A 17,625-nucleotide genomic window follows, 5' to 3' on the forward strand; every position below is an offset into this window, starting at 1 on the left:
TCGATCCGAGATTTCCCCATTCCCACAGGCCCTACGACGGCTGTTTTTCTTTTGTTCTTTTTTTTTTTGAATAAAACAGCCGAAGAGCACGCGGATGGAATCACGGCATTGCACTTCCCTCAACGCTGTGAAACCGTGGGGCACCTCCACGACACGTTCAGGCCTGCAGCACGATGAAAGTGGTCTGTTCCCAGTCCGAGCTGAATGCCGCTCTTCAGCTGGTCAGCCGTGCGGTCGCCACGCGACCGACGCATCCGGTGCTGGCGAATGTGCTGCTGACAGCCGATGCCGGCAGCAATCGCCTCAGCCTCACAGGTTTTGATCTCAACCTCGGCATTCAGACCTCTCTGGCAGCCAGCATCGACAGCAGCGGCGCGATCACCCTTCCGGCCCGGCTTCTGGGAGAGATCGTCTCCCGGCTCTCAAGCGACAGCCCGATCACCCTGGCCACGGACGACGCCGGGGAACAGGTGGAACTCACCAGCCTGAGTGGCTCGTATCAGATGCGGGGAATGCCGGCAGACGACTATCCCGATCTGCCGATGGTCGAGAGCGGACAGCCGCTGAAACTGCAGGCATCCGGTCTGGTTCAGGCCCTCAAAGGCACCCTGTTCGCGAGCAGTGCGGATGAAGCCAAGCAGCTGCTGACAGGAGTCCATCTCCGGTTCACTCAAAAGTCCCTGGAGGCGGCGGCAACCGATGGGCATCGGCTCGCCGTTCTGGAGGTGGACGATGCCCTTCATGATGCTGCTCCCTCTGATGACCCCGAGTCGGAAGGTTTCGCAGTCACTCTTCCCGCCCGTTCTCTGCGGGAGGTGGAGCGACTGATGGCAGGCTGGCGATCAGAGGAGCCGGTGAGTCTGTTCTGCGATCGGGGGCAGGTGGTTTTCCTGGCCGCTGATCAGATGGTCACCAGCCGCACGCTGGAAGGCACATATCCGAATTACCGGCAGCTGATCCCGGATGGATTCACCCGAACCATCAGTCTTGATCGCCGTGCTCTGATCGCCGCCCTGGAGCGGATCGCTGTTCTGGCTGATCAGCACAACAATGTCGTCAAATTCAGCACCCAACCTGATGATGGAGTGGTCCAGCTCAGTGCTGATGCACAGGATGTGGGCAGGGGTTCTGAGTCGCTTCCAGCCACGTTGACCGGTGATGCCATGCAGATCGCCTTCAACGTTCGCTACCTGCTGGATGGTCTCAAGGCTCTCGGCACTGATCAGGTGGTTCTTCACTGCAATGCACCGACAACTCCTGCGGTGCTCAAGCCGGAAGGTGAAACTGAAAGCTTCACCTATTTGGTGATGCCCGTTCAGATTCGTTCCTGACTTGAGTCTTCCCGACCAGCTTCTGCTCAGCGATCTTCTGAATCACACCGTCCGCTGTGATCGTGGGCTTGATCACGGTCCCGGTGTGATGGTGTGGATGCATCCACCTGTGCATCGTCTGCTCGGCTGGGTCAGCCGGCCATCGGCGTTACGGCTCAGCCGTGACGTCTGGAGGCTTGATCAATGCTGTGGATTCACAGATCAGCAGGTGTTCGTGCGGGGGGATCCTTCCGTCAGTGATCAGGCCACCCTTGATCGGCTTCCGACGCTGATCGATGCGGATCTGATCAACCGTCATGGTGATCGGCTGGGCACTCTGGTGGATCTCAGTTTCATAACGGCAACCGGAGCGATCCGCGAGTACCTCGTTGCCCGCAGTGATCCACGCCTGCCCGGCAGCTCCCGCTGGCGGCTGACTCCGGATCGCATTCTCGATCAGCGTCCCGGTGTGGTTTCCACAGGGCTCACCACATTGGAGGATCTGCCTCTGCATCGGGCCAGTCTTCGGCAGGACCTGCTGCAACGCACGCAGCGATGGCGTGATCAGTTGCGTCAGATGGGAGATCGGGCCGGCGACAGGCTTGAGGGTTGGCTTGATGAGCCTCCCTGGCAGGACGAGGGTTCACCGGCATCAGCACCCTCCAGGTCCCGCCTGGATGACGTCGATCCTCTCGAGGATTGGGAGGATGAACTCTGGAATCAACCTCAGCCGTCGCGTCGCAAGGACCGGGATGAGGATCCCTGGGTCTGAGCGGCTGACGCATGGTCGGCAACACTGGTGCAAGGTGCTCTCAGACTGGTGGTCGCTGCTCCCGATGCCCCTGGATACGACATTGCTGAAGCGGTGCGGGCCGAGGGACTGAAGCCCAGAGACTGGGAGGAGATCTGCAAACGTCTGGGGCGAGCTCCGAACCGAGCCGAACTGGGAATGTTCGGCGTGATGTGGTCGGAGCACTGTTGCTATCGCAATTCCAGATCCCTGCTCCGCGGGTTTCCCACCGATGGACCGCGCATTCTCGTCGGGCCAGGGGAGAACGCTGGTGTGGTGGATCTCGGCGACGGGCATCGCCTTGCCTTCAAGATCGAAAGTCACAACCATCCCTCGGCGGTCGAACCCTTCCAGGGGGCGGCCACAGGTGTCGGCGGCATCCTGCGGGACATTTTCACGATGGGAGCCCGACCCATTGCCTTGCTGAATGCTCTGCGGTTTGGACCTCCTGAGGATCCCGCCAATGTCGGTCTGATGGAGGGCGTGGTCGCCGGGATTGCTCATTACGGCAATTGTGTCGGCGTTCCCACCGTCGGTGGCGAGGTTGCCTTTGATCCCTCCTATGCCGGCAATCCCCTGGTCAATGCGATGGCGCTCGGTCTGATGGAGACCGGTGAGATCGTGAAGTCCGGAGCGGCCGGCATCGGGAACCCCGTCGTCTACGTCGGCAGCACCACCGGTCGTGATGGCATGGGGGGGGCCAGCTTCGCCAGTGCGGAACTCAGTGCGGATTCCCTGGACGACCGTCCGGCGGTGCAGGTGGGGGATCCTTTCCTGGAGAAAGGTCTGATCGAGGCCTGTCTGGAGGCCTTCGCCAGCGGAGATGTGGTGGCTGCTCAGGACATGGGAGCGGCCGGCCTCACCTGCAGTTGCTCCGAAATGGCTGCCAAGGGTGGTCTTGGTGTGGAACTGGACCTTGATCGCGTGCCGGCCCGGGAGAGCGGCATGACGCCGTACGAGTTCCTGTTGTCTGAATCGCAGGAGCGGATGTTGTTCGTGGTCAAGAGCGGTTGTGAGGAACGGCTGATGCAGCGTTTTCATCGCTGGGGCCTTCAGGCTGCCGTGGTCGGACGGGTGCTGGATGAGCCGCTGGTGCGGGTTCTGCATCAGGGCGGTGTGGCTGCGGAGGTGCCTGCAGCTGCCCTGGCGGATGACACACCGGTTGAACAGCACGATCTGCTGCAGGAGCCTCCTGCAGATCTTCAGCTGCTCTGGCAGTGGCAGGAACGGGATCTTCCAGAGCTGAACGATCCGGGCTCCGTTCTGCTTGCTCTCCTCGATGACCCCACGATCGCCAGCAAGCGCTGGGTCTATCGCCAGTACGACCAGCAGGTGCTCGCCAATACCGTGGTGTCGTCCGGTGCGGCGGATGCCGCGGTGGTGCGTCTGCGGCCTCAGCAGGGAGAGCAATCCCTTCAGGCTGTTCATCGAGGCGTCGCGGCCACCGTCGATTGCCCCAACCGCTGGGTTGCGCTTGATCCTGAGCGGGGTGCGATGGCCGCAGTCGCCGAAGCGTCGCGCAATCTCAGTTGTGTTGGTGCCGAACCGCTGGCGGTCACCGACAACCTGAATTTCCCATCTCCTGAAACACCTGTTGGCTACTGGCAGTTGGCCATGGCCTGCCGCGGGATCTCAGAGGCCTGCCGGGCATTGGAAACGCCTGTTACGGGGGGGAATGTCTCCCTCTACAACGAAACCCGGGGGGATGACGGGTCTGCACGGCCGATCCATCCCACGCCTGTGGTGGGCATGGTCGGGCTGGTTGAGGACATCCGTCGGGTGGTGGGTCTCGGTTGGTGTGAAGTCGGGGACTCTGTTGTTCTTCTGGGGGTTCCACCGGAGGAGCGTGAGGATGAACGGGTCGGCCTGGCTGGCAGCAGTTATCAGCAGCTCGTCAACGGCACCCTGGCCGGACGTCCTCCACGGGTTGATCTCGCGCTGGAGCGGTCTGTTCAGACCCTGCTGCGACAGGCGATCCGTCAGGGTTTGATCGCGTCAGCCCATGACAGCAGTGATGGTGGTCTGGCAGTGGCGGTGGCGGAGTGCTGCATTGCTTCGGGTCTTGGTGTTGCCCTGGATCTCTCGCCGTTCAGCGGTTCAGTGCAGCGGCTGCTGTTCGGTGAAGGCGGTGCGCGCGTGGTGGTGTCCGTCAAACAGGCCTCTCTCGAGGCCTGGGAGCGTCTGGTTCTCTCGTCGCCTGCCTGTCCGGTCACCCCTCTGGGTGTTGTTCAGCAGGATGCTCGCCTGCACTGGCGTCTCGCAGATCGGGATGTCCTGGATCATTTGATTGAGAGCCTGCGCCGAATCCATGAGGATGCGTTGCCCCGTCGTTTGCGGGCGGCAGGGCGTGGGGCAGAATTGTGAAGGATTTCTGAAGTCGAGGCGCCCTGTGCAGCAGCTCGTGGGGGAGCGTCCCGATCGGATGGAAGAGGCCTGCGGAGTCTTTGCCGTTCTCGCGGTGGAGCAGCCTGTGGCCAACCTGGCCTACTTCGGCCTCTATGCGCTTCAGCATCGAGGCCAGGAGTCGGCTGGCATTGCCGTGTTCAATCAGGACAAGGTCCGTCTGCACAAAGACATGGGCCTGGTCAGCCAGGTGTTTGACCAGGAGGTGCTTGCCCGGATGCCAGGGGATCTGGCGATCGGCCATAACCGTTATTCGACCACCGGCAGCAGTCGGGTCTGCAATGCTCAGCCGGTGGTGCTGATGACCCGCCTGGGGGCGTTTGCCCTCGCCCACAACGGCAACCTGGTCAATGCGGCGGAGCTTCGGCAGGCGGTCGATGACGGACAGGCCGAGTTCACATCCACCACCGATTCGGAACTGATCGCATTCGCCGTTCAGCAGGCGGTTGACCGCGGTCTCGACTGGCCCGAAGCCATTCGTTCAGCGCTCAAGCTCTGCCAGGGAGCTTTCAGCCTGGTGATCGGTACCTCGCAGGGGCTGTTCGCCATCCGCGACGGGTACGGCATTCGTCCGCTTGTCTTCGGTCATCTCGGCGAGCCTGAGTCCGGTCACTGGGTGGTGAGCAGTGAGACTTGCGGGCTTGAGATCATCGGAGCCCGCTACGTCGATGATGTTCAACCCGGCGAACTGGTGCGCTTTCGTGCTGGAGACATCGTTCCGGAACGCCAGAGCTGGAGTGTTGAGCCGAATCGGCTCTGCGTGTTCGAAATGATCTACTTCGCTCGTCCGGACAGCCAGTTCTTCGGAGAATCGCTTTACAGCTATCGCCAGCGCATCGGCCGCACCCTGGCGCGCGAATCCTGTGTTGATGCCGATCTGGTGATCGGTGTTCCGGACTCGGGTATTCCCGCAGCCATCGGGTTCTCACAGGAGAGCGGCATTCCCTACGGGGATGGGCTGATCAAGAACCGTTATGTCGGTCGCACCTTCATTCAGCCGACTCAGGCGATGCGGGAGGCCGGCATCCGGGTCAAGCTCAATCCATTGCCGGATGTGCTGTCCGGCAAGCGGGTGGTCGTCATCGATGACTCCATCGTTCGAGGCACCACCAGTCGCAAACTGGTGACTGCCCTGAGGGACGCCGGTGCCACGGAGGTGCACATGCGCATCAGTTCCCCGCCCGTGACCCATCCCTGCTTCTACGGCATCGACACCGACACGCAGGATCAGCTGATCGCAGCCAGGCTCACTCTTGAGGAGATTCAGGAACACCTCAAGGTTGATTCACTCGCTTATCTCAGCAAGGAAGGAATGGTGGAGGCGGCTAAGGCTGAATCGGGCAATTTCTGCACAGCCTGTTTCGATGGCGATTATCCAATTCCGATGGACGAACAGCTTCTCAACAGCAAACTGATGCTGGAGCCTGCTGGAATCGCCGGTCGCTGATCAGCGGCGTATCAGAGGGACGACAGAGCGGATGGCTTCGCCGCTGCGTAGATCGATTTGATCGGTGAAGTCACCTCCAAGCGAGCTGAGGGCGGTTTCACCGGTTTCCAGTCGACCATGACGGCTCCGGTCCGAGATAAGTCCGATCAGGGCGTCACCATTGCTGATGCCCCTGATCCTGTCGTCATCCGATCCAAGGTTCACTCCCATGCAGCCGAGGTCTCCACGCTCACAACGGCGCAGCGGAGTGATGTCGAGGCGGGTCATGCGTCCCTTGCCGCTGACCATGAACAGAGTCGGGTCCTGTTCCGCCACGTTGATGCAGAGAGCTCCGACGAGCTGTTCTCCCGGCAGCAGTCGCATCGTCATCGGACCTTGGGCCAGACGACCCATCAACGGCAGTGTTGTTTCATTCACCGGAAGTCGCAGAATCCTTCCCAGATCTGACACCAGCACAAGATCGCTGTGCTCCCGGCAGATCAGTGCGGATGCCAGCTCGATGCCTTCCTTGAGCTTCACCACGCTGGTGGCGCGTCCGGAGAGATCCAGCACTTCACTCATCGGTAGGCGCTTGAAACGCCCGTCGCTGCTGAGCAGACCAAGACTGAGATCGGATCCATCGCCGTCAGGCAGTTCAGCGATGGACACCAGTGGGTCACCTTCCAGTCCTGTGGGCAGAAACCGCTCGAGGGAACCGGGTTGCTGTCCGGCGAATTCCCACCGCAGCGATGCGACCCGTCCACTGCTGCTGATTCCCAGCAGGCGTGGAGGTGGTTCGATCGGCAGGATCAGCCTGGCCGGTGAGGGTTCATCCCCGAGAGGACAGGGCTCGCTGAGGTGCATCCGGCCCAGCACCTGAGGCGAAACAACCTTCACCTGACCATCGGCCTGGATCAGCAACCGCGCATCTCCAGGCAACGCCGCCAGAGCCTGTTGCCGCAGCAGTTCGGTGTTTGGGCGCTGACTGGCGGCTCGTTCCGCCATCAGGGCATCACCTCCCTCCACAAGACGGGTTCGGCGAGGGGTGGCGAAGCGCTTTTTCAGTGTCTTCAGTTCCGCGACCATGGTGTCGAGCAACTGATCGCGGTTCTCCAACAGCAGCTTCAGACGATCCCGTTCGGTCCGCAGATCGTCGAGCTCCTTGCGCAGGCTGTCCTGCTCCAGACCTGTGAGACGTCGTAACGGCATGGCCAGCACCGCGTCCGCCTGACGTTCGTTCAGATCGAGGCGCACCATCAGACTCGCTCTGGCCGAGGCGGCATCCGCTGCTTCCTGAATCATGGCGATCACAGCCTGAAGACTGTTCAGCGCTGTGATCAGTCCTTCAACGACCTCCAGGCGGTCTTCGGTTTTTCTCAGGGCATGGCTGGTTCTTCGGATCAGCGTCAGCTCCCTGTAATCGAGGAAGGTCTGGAGCAGTTGTCTCAGGGAAAGCTGCTGGGGCTGACCATCCACAAGCGCCAGAAGGATGGCTCCGAAGTTGCTCTGGAGAGCAGTGCGACGCTGCAGATCGCTCAACACGTTCTGAGGGTCGGCATCCCGGCGCAGTTCCACGACCACCCGCATTCCCTCGCGGTCGCTTTCATCACGGATGTCCGCGATCCCACCGATCTTTCCGTCATTCACCGATTCCGCCAGCTTCTCGATCCAGCCCGCCTTGCTGAGCTGATAGGGAAGTTCGGTCACCACCACGGCATTGCGTTTGTGGCGTCCCTTGCCTGGATGCACCTCCTCGATATGGGCGATTCCCCGCATCGGGATGCTGCCTCGGCCGTGCAGATAGGTATCCCGTACCCCCGCGCTGAGCAGCACCTCACCACCGGTGGGGAAATCAGGGCCTGGAATCAGTTGCAGCAGTTTGTCGTCGCTGAAATCGGGTTGGCGGATCAGGGCGATCAGACCATCCACGACTTCCCCCAGGTTGTGGGGCGGAATGCTGGTGGCCATCCCCACCGCGATTCCGGAGCAGCCGTTCAGCAGCAGGAAAGGGAGCTGCGCCGGCAGAACTGTGGGCTCCTGCTGGGAACCGTCGAAATTGGGAGCGAAGTCGACGGTGTCATCGCCGATCTCCTCGAGCAGGGCCTGGTGAGCGATCGGTGCCAGGCGTGTTTCGGTGTACCGCATCGCGGCCGCTGGGTCGTCGTCCACCGATCCGAAGTTCCCATGACCATCCAGCAGTGGATGGCGGCTCGCAAAGGTCTGCACCAGACGAACCAAGGCGTCGTAGACGGCTTGGTCGCCATGGGGGTGGTACTTGCCGAGCACGTCTCCGACGACACGGGCACATTTCCGGTAGGGCCGGTCCGGAGTGAGGCCGAGCTCCTGCATCGCATAGAGAATGCGCCGCTGCACCGGCTTCAGGCCGTCGCGGGCATCAGGGAGAGCCCTGCCCACGATCACGCTCATGGCGTATTCGAGGTAGGAGCGCTGCATCTCCTGATGCAGGGCGATCGGTTGAACGCGCTCCTCAGCCATCTCGTCCGCTGAATCCTGGGCGGAAGGCGCTCAGCCTACAGATGATCAGCGGCGTTTCTTCCATGTGGCGTTGGCTTGTGCCCGCTCCACACTGGCGGCCAAATCCGGTTCAGTCAGCAATTTGGCTGTTGCCTGACGGATCCGATAGCCCCACAGCTGTTCCTCCTGATGCGGTGCGAGAACGTAATTCGGATCGCTGGCCAGGGCGTCCTGCGCCAGGGTCAGGATTTCGCTGCTGGTGCTCTTTTCCTGTTGATACAGAGCGGCAGCGAGAGCCAGCATCGGTTCCGCGTTGACTTCAATCTTCAACACCCGACGCCAGCGGCGGATCGCTTCATCCCGGTTGCCCATCTCGTAAAGCACCAGAGCCTGATTGTTCAGGGCTTCCCAGAAATCCTTCTTGAGCGCGGTGGCTTTCTCAAATGACTTCAGCGCCATCGGCAGTTCGTCTTGCATGATCCGGGCATTCCCGAGATCGAAGTAGGCCGCGTGGTTGTCGGGGTCGAGTGCAAGGCCCCGGTCAATCAGCGGGATCGCCTCCTCCGGACGTTCAGCCCGCAGCGCGATCGCGGCTTCCGCAAACCAGAGACCCGCCTTTTCGGGATTGAGATTCTTGGCGCGAGCCAGTGAGAAACTGGCCTGATCGAGTTGTTCGTTGCGCAGCTGGGCTTCAGCCAGTACGGACCAGAGCCTTTCGTCCTGCGGATTGAGGCGAACCGCCAGCGCGGCAAGTTTCGCTGCCTCACGGGGTTGATCGAACTGCAGAAGCTGAGCGGCTGTGCGCCCGATCCCCATGGCAGATCCCGTCAGTTCTTCGGATGTCGGGAGGTAGACGTACGGAACTATCGCTCTTGCCGGCAGAGCCACAGTCAGAGTTCCTGCCAGGACGAGCGCTGCTTGCAGACCTCTGCTGATAGGCGTTCGGCTGGATCCCATGGAGTGGAGTCGTTCCCTAAATCGTAGGGGGCTCACTCATGCGTGCAGCTGCCGCATTTCTCCTCCACATCCACGGTTTGATCCGCCGCAGAGCCGACCCTCTCAGCTGCTCGTCCCAGTGATCGTCATCCCAGCTCAGCACCTGGTCGCGGGTCAGATCCATCAGCCAGGGTTTCGGCTGCAGCTCAGGATCTCTGGTGCTCGGGAGTGATCGGTGGTTCCAGGGGCACACCTCCTGGCAGATGTCGCAGCCGGCGACCCAGGGGCCAAGCGCTTCGCTGATCGATTCAGGAAGACGAGCGGACCTGTTTTCAATGGTGTGATACGCCAGACAAAGCCCTGAGTCGACAACGAAAGGTTCACGAATTGCGTCCGTCGGGCAGGCGTCCAGACAAGCGGTGCAACGTCCGCACAGGGAGCGGGCGGGTTCATCCGGTGTCAGCTCTTCGGTGGTGAGCAGATGTCCCAGAACCATCCAGGACCCCTCCTGGGCACTGATCACGTTGCTGTGCTTTCCGATCCAGCCCAGACCGGCCTCCTCAGCCCAGGCCTTGTCCAGGAGTGGGGCCGAATCGACGCACACGCGCCATCGGCAATCCGGACGCTGCTCTGACAGCCAGCGGCCCACGCGTCTGAGCCGCTGATCCACCACCCGGTGGTAGTCCCGTCCCCAGGCATACCGCGCAACGCGCAGTCGTCCTGGTTTCGGCACTGTCTCGACGTGATAGTTCAGTCCAACGGCCAGAAGACTGGCCAATCCGGGCAGGAGCAGGCTCGGATCGCGGCGGCGCGGTGAGGCCATCCAGGCCATGTCCGCATGATCACCGCATGCGAGCCACCGTTGCAGAGCCTCTGTCCGCATCTGCAGCCTCGGACTCCCTGGGAGACGGGCAATGCCGACAGGCTCGAAGCCCTCCTCTCGTGCCCGCTGCTTCAGAGCAAGGCTGAGGCCAATCTGAGGATCACTGTTCACGACGGACATCAACCCTAAAGTTGAGCGCTTTTGCATCGTCCCGTGACTGAGTTCGAGATGGGAGGCCCCTCCAACGGCCGGCTGACGCCTCTGCTCCGCTGGCTCGGTCTCACCATGGTGGTCATCCTCGTTCTGCAGATGGTGGCTCTGCTGGTCGGTGTGGACTGGTCGGACGAGACAACCAAACCCCAGATCGTCGGACCGTTGGTGGCTTTGTCTCCGCTGGGACTGATGGGGTTGCTGATCGCTCTGATCGGTTCGCGTGTCGACGTTCCAGAACGTCGACTCACACCACTGCGTCTCGTGGTCTGTGCGATCTCCTCGCTTCTGGCCCTGGCGATGATCGTGGCTGTTCCTTTCTCGCTGGGAGCTGACGCTGCCGATGGTCCGGCTGCCGAACGTCTTGAGCAGGGACGTCAGGCCATCAAGGATGCCCGCAGCTTCCGCGAAAACCCCAAGGAGGTGGAACAGCTCGGTGAACAGCTCGCTCAGGCCGGTCAGCTGGCTTCCGACGCATCGGCGGAGGACAAGAAGCGTGCGGCCGAAACGATGATCGACACCCAGATCGCACAGATGGACGACCAGATCGAGAAGCTGGAGAGTCAGCAAAGCCGTTCGGGTCGCCAGCGTGTCATCGGTGGCACGGCCAGTGCCGTCGTCCTGGCGATCTCATTCACGCTGCTTGCCCTGGCCGCTGTGCTCTGAGCGCTGGTTAGGTTGGACGCATAAATGACTCTGGGCTCAGAAGCTCCTTGGTCCAGTCCAATCCCAGACCCGATCAGCCGCTGACCGCCAGGCTTCAGCAGGATCTGAAGAACGATCTGATCGCCGGACTTCTGGTGGTCATTCCTCTTGCCACGACCATCTGGCTCTCGACGATCGTCAGCCGCTTCGTGCTGGCCTTCCTGACATCGATCCCGAAGCAGTTCAACCCGTTCATCACCCTCAACCCTCTGCTCCAGGATCTGATCAACCTGGCGCTGGGACTGACCGTCCCCCTGATGGGGATTCTGCTCATCGGATTGATGGCCAGGAACATCGTCGGCCGATGGCTGCTCGAGTTCGGCGAGGGCACGCTCACCAGAATTCCTCTTGCCGGGTCGGTTTACAAAACACTCAAGCAACTGCTCGAAACTGTCCTGCGCGACAACTCAACCCGATTCCGTCGCGTTGTCCTTGTCGAATACCCCCGTGAAGGACTGTTCAGCGTCGGCTTCGTCACCGGTCAGGTCGGTCCGTCTCTGCAATCGGACCTCGAACAGCCGCTGCTGAGCGTCTTCATCCCAACGGCGCCGAATCCGACCACCGGGTGGTACACCCTTGTTCCCGAAGGTTCGGTGCGTGAGCTCGATATTTCTGTGGAGGAGGCCTTCCGCACGATCATTTCGGCTGGCATCGTCAACCCCGATGAGCGCGAAACCCAGGTAAACCGAAGTTTTTCCAGCCTGATCGCCCAGCTCCGTTCCTCCGTTTCACCCACCGCCTGATTCCATGCACTCAAGATCCCTCGCCCGCGAACTGGCGTTGCTGGTGTTGGGGCAGACGTCGGAGACCGATGCAGCTCTGGCGGAACAGCCGGCGATGGATGGCCTGCTTCAGAAGGCTCTCGACAGCCTCATGATCCTCTGGCGCGAGACGTTGGACGGCAGTGCGGCCGATCTCGAACGTGCACAGCAGAGCCTGCTGGACAGTGAGCTCAACCAGGATGTGTCGGTGCCGACCGCCACGGTGACATCGCATCTGCGTTCATCCATCAGCGCAGCAGAGCAGGTGCTGAACGGTCTCTCCGCCTGTCTTGACCTTCCTCGCCTGTTGCTTCTGGCCGATCAGGAGCAGATCCGCCAGGACGCTCTCTCCAGGGTTCGCTTGGTGATGGAGCGGCGTTCTGCGATCGACGCCCGACTGGATCAGGTGATGGAGGGTTGGAGGCTCAACCGCCTGCCCCGCATCGATCGCGACATCCTCCGACTTGCGGTGGTTGATCTGACGGATCTCAGCACTCCTGCACCCGTGGCGATCAGCGAGGCTGTGGAACTGGCCAACCGTTACAGCGATGAGCAGGGCCGACGCATGATCAATGGTGTTCTGAGGCGGTTTCAGAACGCTGCATCCACCGCATCAGCCTGATGGTGTTCGATTGGTTCCAACGTCGGACTGAAGCGGCCCCGACTTCAGAGCCCGAAGCGACCCCGGAGCCCACCCCGTTGCCGGTCGGTCCCGAACCCACAGCGGAGCCGGTTTCGGAGGAGACGCCGATGGAGCAGCCGTCGGACGTGCCGCAGGTCAAGGAAGACGACGCTCTCGTCTGGGCACGTGAGGCTTACGCGCGTCTCAAACAGCAACAGATCGCCGAGCAGTCCGCGCCGGTTCCGGTCCCGACGCCGAGTCCGACGCCAACACCCAGTCCTGTTCCGACCTCTGCGCCGGTTCCGACATCAGGCCCCTCATTGCTGGAGCAGGCCGCGGCTCAGCGCCTTCAGCGTCAGCAGGATCAGGATGCCCGTGCGGCTGAAATCGAGCCGACACCTTCGCCGACGCCCGCGCCGACAGCCTCTCCGGATGACTCCGCGGAGCCCAGCCTCGGTGACTTTGACGATGCATTCACCTGGTCAGCGGAAGTGCTCGCGGCGCAGGGACGACGAGCTGATCAGGTCTCTCTCGAAGAGATCGACTGGCTCAGTCGGTTGCGTCAAGGTCTGGAGAAGACGCGCCAGGGATTCGTCACAGGGCTGCTCGAGAACCTGGGGGATGACCCTCTCACTCCCGAGGTTCTCGATGATCTGGAAACACTTCTGCTGCGAGCTGACGCCGGGGTGACAGCGACGGATCAGGTGCTGGAGGCCCTCCGACAACGCATGAATCAGGAGGTGGTCGACCCCAGCGAGGGGATCCGCTTCCTCAAGGAACAGCTCCGTGGCCTTCTTGATGCACCGATCCGGTCGAGCGGCGTGAACCTGCTGGCTCCGGAACGGGGAACCCTGAACATCTGGCTGATGGTCGGTGTGAACGGCGTCGGTAAGACCACCACCCTCGGCAAACTCGCGAATCTTGCTGTTCGCAGTGGTTACACCGCTCTGATTGCAGCTGCCGACACCTTTCGAGCCGCTGCCGTTCAGCAGGTGGAGGTCTGGGGACAGAGGAGTGATGTTCCAGTCGTTTCCAACCCCAGCAGCAACGCGGATCCCGCTGCTGTTGTCTTCGATGCCATCGGTGCCGCCCGGTCCCGCGGCAGTGATCTCCTGCTCGTGGACACCGCCGGTCGTCTGCAGACGAAACACAACCTCATGGAGGAACTGTCCAAGGTGCGGAAGATCATCGATCGTCTGGCGCCGGAGGCGAAGGTGGAGTCGTTGCTTGTGCTGGACGCAAGCCAGGGTCAGAACGGGTTGCGGCAGGCCATGGCCTTCGCCGATGCGGCCGGGCTCACTGGTGTCGTGATCACCAAACTGGACGGCACGGCCCGCGGTGGAGTGGCGTTGGCCGTGTCTTCGGAAGCAGACCTGCCGATCCGTTTCATTGGAGCCGGCGAAGGGATCCGGGATCTGAGGCCCTTCAACAGCTTTGAATTCGTGGAAGCTTTGCTGGCTGGTCGCTGAAGCATTGCTACCTTGCAGCCTCTTGGGGGGCTGAGCCGTGAGCAGCAAGCCGCCCCGTCGGCATCCGACTCCTGCGGTTCGAGGAGTCAACCCCACGCCGCAGGCGATGGCATCGCTGCGGCAGTTGTTCGACAGCCTCAGCCGCGAGCAGAAGCGCAATCAGGATCTGCTGGTTTCCCTGGCTTTCGCTCTCCGCAGTTTCACCAATCTGAATCGCTTTCTTGAGCTGGTTCCTGTGGTGGCCGCTCGTCTGGTGAATGTGGAAGGGGCGGTTCTCGTGCCGTTCCAGGCGGATGGTCGGCTCTGGCGAGATCAGCTTCAGGCTGTGCCTCTGGAGCCATGTCAGGAGTTGCTGCGCCGGTTGTCGGGATTCACCCCCGGGCAGGCTGCCGGGTTCGGAACGGAGGACAGTCAGCTTGTCGTCATGGATCGCCTTGTTCAGCGGCAGTTGCCCAAGGCCGGAATGTTCGCCACATCCGTTGTTGCCAGAGGTCGCCCCAGGGGACGTCTGTACGTGTTCGACCAGGGTGGTGATCTGGTCTGGACCGATGTCCATCGCCGTCATGCGCAACTTGTGGCCGATCTCGCTGGCGTCGCCATCGAGAATGACCAGATGCTGCAGGAAGCCCGTCGCCACGAGCGGGTCGATCGGCAGCTGAGCATCGGAGCCGAGATCCAGGCCCAGCTTCTCCCGGATCGATGTCCCGTCATCGAGGGGGTGGAGCTGGCGGCACGTTGCCGTCCGGCTTTTCAGGTTGGAGGGGACTACTACGACTTCATCCCGACGCGTCCCGAGCTGATCGGACGTCGTCGTGAGCGGGGTCGCTGGGCCCTGGTGATGGGAGATGTGATGGGAAAGGGCGTCCCTGCCGGACTGCTGATGACGATGCTGCGCGGCATGCTGCGGGCCGAGGTGCTGAGCGGACTGCCTCCCCATCGCATTCTTCACGATCTCAATCAGCTCGCTCAGGAGGATCTGGCGCAGTCCCACCGGTTCGTGACGCTCTTCTATTCGGATTTCGATCCCCGGACCCGTCAGCTTCGCTATGCCAACGCGGCGCACAATCCACCGCTCCTCTGGTGCGCGGACAGGCGCAGCATCAGTCGTCTCGACGCTGCCGGTCTGCTGATCGGGCTGCAGCCCGAGGCGGACTACGGGCTCGGTGAGGTGCGTTTAGAGCCCGGAGACGTACTTCTGTACTACACCGACGGCGTGACTGAAGCCCCGGGAATCACCGGCGACCGCTTCGATGAGGCGAGGCTGATCCGCGCTCTCGAAAGCGCCTGTCGCAGTGGTGAGGGGTCTCAGGGAATTCTCAACACGTTGTTCGAGCGTCTCGATCGTTTCGTCGGGGCTGACCGGCAGCTGGAGGACGATGCGTCGATGGTTGTGCTCAAGGTGCCTGAGGCAGTGACTCTTCCGAGCGTCCGATCCCAACCGCAGCTCTGAGGGCTGACATCCGCCTGACAAGCTGAAGACACTGTGGATTGGCCCAATGGCAGCTGGAGTGACCGGAGGTGCAGCGGGAACCTGGAGTGATCGTTTCGAGCAGGGGCTCCACCCCTTCATCGAAGCATTCAATGCTTCGATCGGATTCGATCTCACCCTGCTCCAGGAGGATCTGGATGGCTCCATCGCTCACGCCCGGATGCTGGCCGGGTGCGGGGTGATCAGCGCGGAGGAGGGCGATCAGCTGGTGGAGGGTCTTGAGACGGTCCGCCGCGAAGCGGCAGAGGGGACATTTCAGCCCGGTCTGGCCGATGAGGATGTTCACTTCGCTGTGGAGCGGCGCTTGATCGCTCTGCTGGGGCCGGTGGGCAAGAAGTTGCACACGGGGCGCAGTCGCAATGATCAGGTGGGCACTGATCTGAGGTTGTGGCTACGCCGTCGCCTGGACGGTCTTGACACCGATCTGGTTCGCCTGCAGCGGGCTCTCTGGTCCCAGGCGGATCAGCACCGACGCACTCTGATCCCGGGCTACACCCATCTGCAGCGGGCTCAGCCTCTCTGCCTGGCGCACCATCTGCTGGCTTACATCGAGATGCTGCAGCGTGACCGGGACCGTCTGCAGGATGTGCGAGGTCGAGTCAACATCTCACCCCTCGGGGCTGCTGCACTTGCCGGTACCCCTGTGCCGATCGACCGCCGTCGGACGGCGGCACAACTGGGTTTCGATGCGATTTACGCCAACAGTCTCGATGCCGTGAGCGATCGCGACTTCTGTGTGGAGTTCTGTGCGGCAGCGTCGTTGGTGATGGCTCATCTCAGCCGCCTGGCGGAGGAGGTGATCGCCTGGGCTTCCGAGGAATTCGGATTCGTGCGATTGAGTGATCGCTGCGCCACGGGCAGCAGCCTGATGCCGCAGAAGAAGAACCCTGACGTTCCGGAACTGGTTCGGGGTAAAACCGGCCGGGTGTTCGGCCATCTGCAGGGTCTGCTGACGATGATCAAGGGTCTTCCCTTGGCATACAACAAAGATTTTCAGGAGGACAAGGAGGCCTTGTTCGATGCGTTTCGGACCACGCGCGACTGCGTCGAGGCAATGGCGATCCTGTTCGAGGAGGGTCTCGTGTTCCGCCCCGAACGGCTTCATCAAGCGGTGGGAGAGGATTTCTCCAATGCCACCGATGTTGCTGACTATCTCGTTGCCCGCGGCGTTCCTTTCCGAGAGGCTTATCAACTGGTGGGTGCCGTGGTCCGGCGTTGTCTCGAGGATGGCTGTCTGCTGCGAGACCTCAGCCTCACGGCCTGGCAGGACCTGCATCCAGCCTTTGAGGCGGATCTCTATGCCGCCCTTGAGCCGCAGGCGGTCGTCGCGGCCCGGCGCAGTGAGGGGGGTACAGCATTTGACCGGGTGGATGAACAGCTTGAGATCTGGTCTCAGCGTTTGCATGAATCTCAAACAGCGGGATGACCCGTCTGCATGGCCGGGTCTACGATTCGTATGCCAGAGGTACGCGCTTCTCTAAGAAGTCAAGGACCCATGGCGATGATTCAGGTCCTTTTGGTCCACTTTTTCGTACCCGGTCCACTTCAAACGTGAGCATTTTCGTTGGCAATCTCCCCTTCCGCGCTGAGCAGGAAGATGTGGTCGAACTGTTTGCCCAGTTCGGTGAAGTTGTGAATTGCGCCCTTCCGCTTGAGCGGGACACCGGCCGTAAACGCGGATTCGCCTTTGTGGAAATGGCGGATGAAGCAACAGAGGAAGCCGCGATCGAGGGCCTTCAGGGCGCCGAGCTGATGGGTCGGCCGTTACGGATCAATAAGGCAGAACCCCGCGGCAGTGCACCTCGGCGCGGCGGCGGCGGTGGTGGCGGCTACGGCGGCGGCGGTGGTGGCGGCTACGGCGGCGGCGGTGGTGGCGGCTACGGCGGCGGCGGTGGTGGCGGCTACGGCGGCGGTGGTGGTGGCGGCTACGGCGGCGGTGGTGGTGGCGGCTATCGCGGCGGTGGTCGTGAAGGCGGCGGCGGTTATGGCGGTGGCGGTCGTGAAGGCGGCGGAGATGCCGGTGCTGACCGTCGATCCGGTGCCCGCGGCTGGGAAGATCGCAGTTACGGCGCAGGTTCCCGCGACACTGCCGGTGAAGGTGGCAACTATGACGACGGCCGCAGCCGTCGTCGTCGTGGTTCCTCCGGTGGCGGCGGTGGCGGTGACGACTACTCCGGTTACGGCGGCGCCGAGGGCTGATTCGACT

At 62.0% G+C, this 17,625-nt stretch carries 14 protein-coding genes; 11 read left to right on the top strand and 3 right to left on the bottom strand.

The features are described from left to right. The first annotated feature begins 173 nt into the window (after positions 1-173). The 4 genes from dnaN to purF are packed head-to-tail and all read left to right on the top strand — an operon-like array spanning position 174 to position 5,950. The gene (gene dnaN / locus SynA15127_RS00005; RefSeq protein WP_043693932.1) at positions 174-1,331 is read left to right on the top strand and encodes a DNA polymerase III subunit beta; all 1,158 of its coding nucleotides are present in this window, start codon (positions 174-176) and stop codon (positions 1,329-1,331) included. Between the two features lies 1 nt (position 1,332). Next, positions 1,333-2,082 carry an RNA methyltransferase gene (locus SynA15127_RS00010; RefSeq protein WP_186484509.1) on the top strand — a complete coding sequence of 250 codons (750 nt, stop codon included), beginning with the start codon at positions 1,333-1,335 and terminating at the stop codon, positions 2,080-2,082. Between the two features lie 48 nt (positions 2,083-2,130). Then, entirely contained in the window at positions 2,131-4,464 is a 2,334-nt protein-coding gene (gene purL, locus SynA15127_RS00015) for a phosphoribosylformylglycinamidine synthase subunit PurL (RefSeq protein ID WP_255475518.1), read from the top strand. Next, the gene (gene purF, locus SynA15127_RS00020; protein ID WP_186484510.1) at positions 4,415-5,950 is read left to right on the top strand and encodes an amidophosphoribosyltransferase; all 1,536 of its coding nucleotides are present in this window, start codon (positions 4,415-4,417) and stop codon (positions 5,948-5,950) included. Before purL ends, purF begins: the two co-directional genes overlap by 50 nt. On the opposite strand, the gene SynA15127_RS00025 is transcribed toward purF, so the two are convergent. Genes SynA15127_RS00025 through queG form a run of 3 tightly spaced genes read right to left on the bottom strand, consistent with a single transcriptional unit; the run spans position 5,951 to position 10,343 of the window. Then, on the bottom strand, positions 5,951-8,425 hold the full coding sequence (locus SynA15127_RS00025) for a DNA topoisomerase (ATP-hydrolyzing) subunit A (RefSeq protein ID WP_186484511.1): 2,475 nt from the start codon (positions 8,423-8,425) through the stop codon (positions 5,951-5,953). Between the two features lie 45 nt (positions 8,426-8,470). After that, complete coding sequence (locus SynA15127_RS00030) at positions 8,471-9,361, bottom strand: tetratricopeptide repeat protein (RefSeq protein WP_186484512.1); 891 nt, start codon at positions 9,359-9,361, stop codon at positions 8,471-8,473. A 16-nt stretch (positions 9,362-9,377) separates the two neighbouring features. Then, positions 9,378-10,343 (bottom strand): tRNA epoxyqueuosine(34) reductase QueG, encoded by a 966-nt coding sequence (gene queG, locus SynA15127_RS00035; RefSeq protein ID WP_186484513.1) that lies wholly within the window; start codon positions 10,341-10,343, stop codon positions 9,378-9,380. 33 nt (positions 10,344-10,376) lie between these two features. On the opposite strand from queG, the gene SynA15127_RS00040 reads away from it, so the two are divergent. The 7 genes from SynA15127_RS00040 (at position 10,377) to SynA15127_RS00070 (ending at position 17,618) form a co-directional block, all read left to right on the top strand. Continuing rightward, positions 10,377-11,039, top strand: a complete 663-nt coding sequence (locus SynA15127_RS00040; RefSeq protein ID WP_255475519.1) for an HpsJ family protein — start codon at positions 10,377-10,379, stop codon at positions 11,037-11,039. 47 nt (positions 11,040-11,086) lie between these two features. Further along, on the top strand, positions 11,087-11,821 hold the full coding sequence (locus tag SynA15127_RS00045) for a DUF502 domain-containing protein (RefSeq protein ID WP_186484514.1): 735 nt from the start codon (positions 11,087-11,089) through the stop codon (positions 11,819-11,821). A gap of 4 nt (positions 11,822-11,825) precedes the next feature. After that, positions 11,826-12,461 carry a transcription antitermination factor NusB gene (gene nusB / locus SynA15127_RS00050; RefSeq protein ID WP_186484515.1) on the top strand — a complete coding sequence of 212 codons (636 nt, stop codon included), beginning with the start codon at positions 11,826-11,828 and terminating at the stop codon, positions 12,459-12,461. Then, a complete protein-coding gene (gene ftsY, locus SynA15127_RS00055; RefSeq protein ID WP_186484516.1) occupies positions 12,461-13,930 on the top strand; it encodes a signal recognition particle-docking protein FtsY in 1,470 nt (489 codons plus the stop codon). Before nusB ends, ftsY begins: the two co-directional genes overlap by 1 nt. Before the next feature lie 37 nt (positions 13,931-13,967). Beyond that, positions 13,968-15,380: a PP2C family protein-serine/threonine phosphatase gene (locus SynA15127_RS00060; protein WP_186484517.1), complete on the top strand. Its 1,413-nt coding sequence runs from the start codon at positions 13,968-13,970 to the stop codon at positions 15,378-15,380. 46 nt (positions 15,381-15,426) lie between these two features. Continuing rightward, a complete protein-coding gene (argH, locus tag SynA15127_RS00065; RefSeq protein WP_043693961.1) occupies positions 15,427-16,845 on the top strand; it encodes an argininosuccinate lyase in 1,419 nt (472 codons plus the stop codon). 125 nt (positions 16,846-16,970) lie between these two features. Beyond that, the gene (locus SynA15127_RS00070) at positions 16,971-17,618 is read left to right on the top strand and encodes an RNA-binding protein (protein WP_186484518.1); all 648 of its coding nucleotides are present in this window, start codon (positions 16,971-16,973) and stop codon (positions 17,616-17,618) included. Positions 17,619-17,625: the final 7 nt, after the last annotated feature.

This window comes from Synechococcus sp. A15-127 (assembly GCF_014280215.1).
Taxonomy (GTDB): domain Bacteria; phylum Cyanobacteriota; class Cyanobacteriia; order PCC-6307; family Cyanobiaceae; genus Parasynechococcus.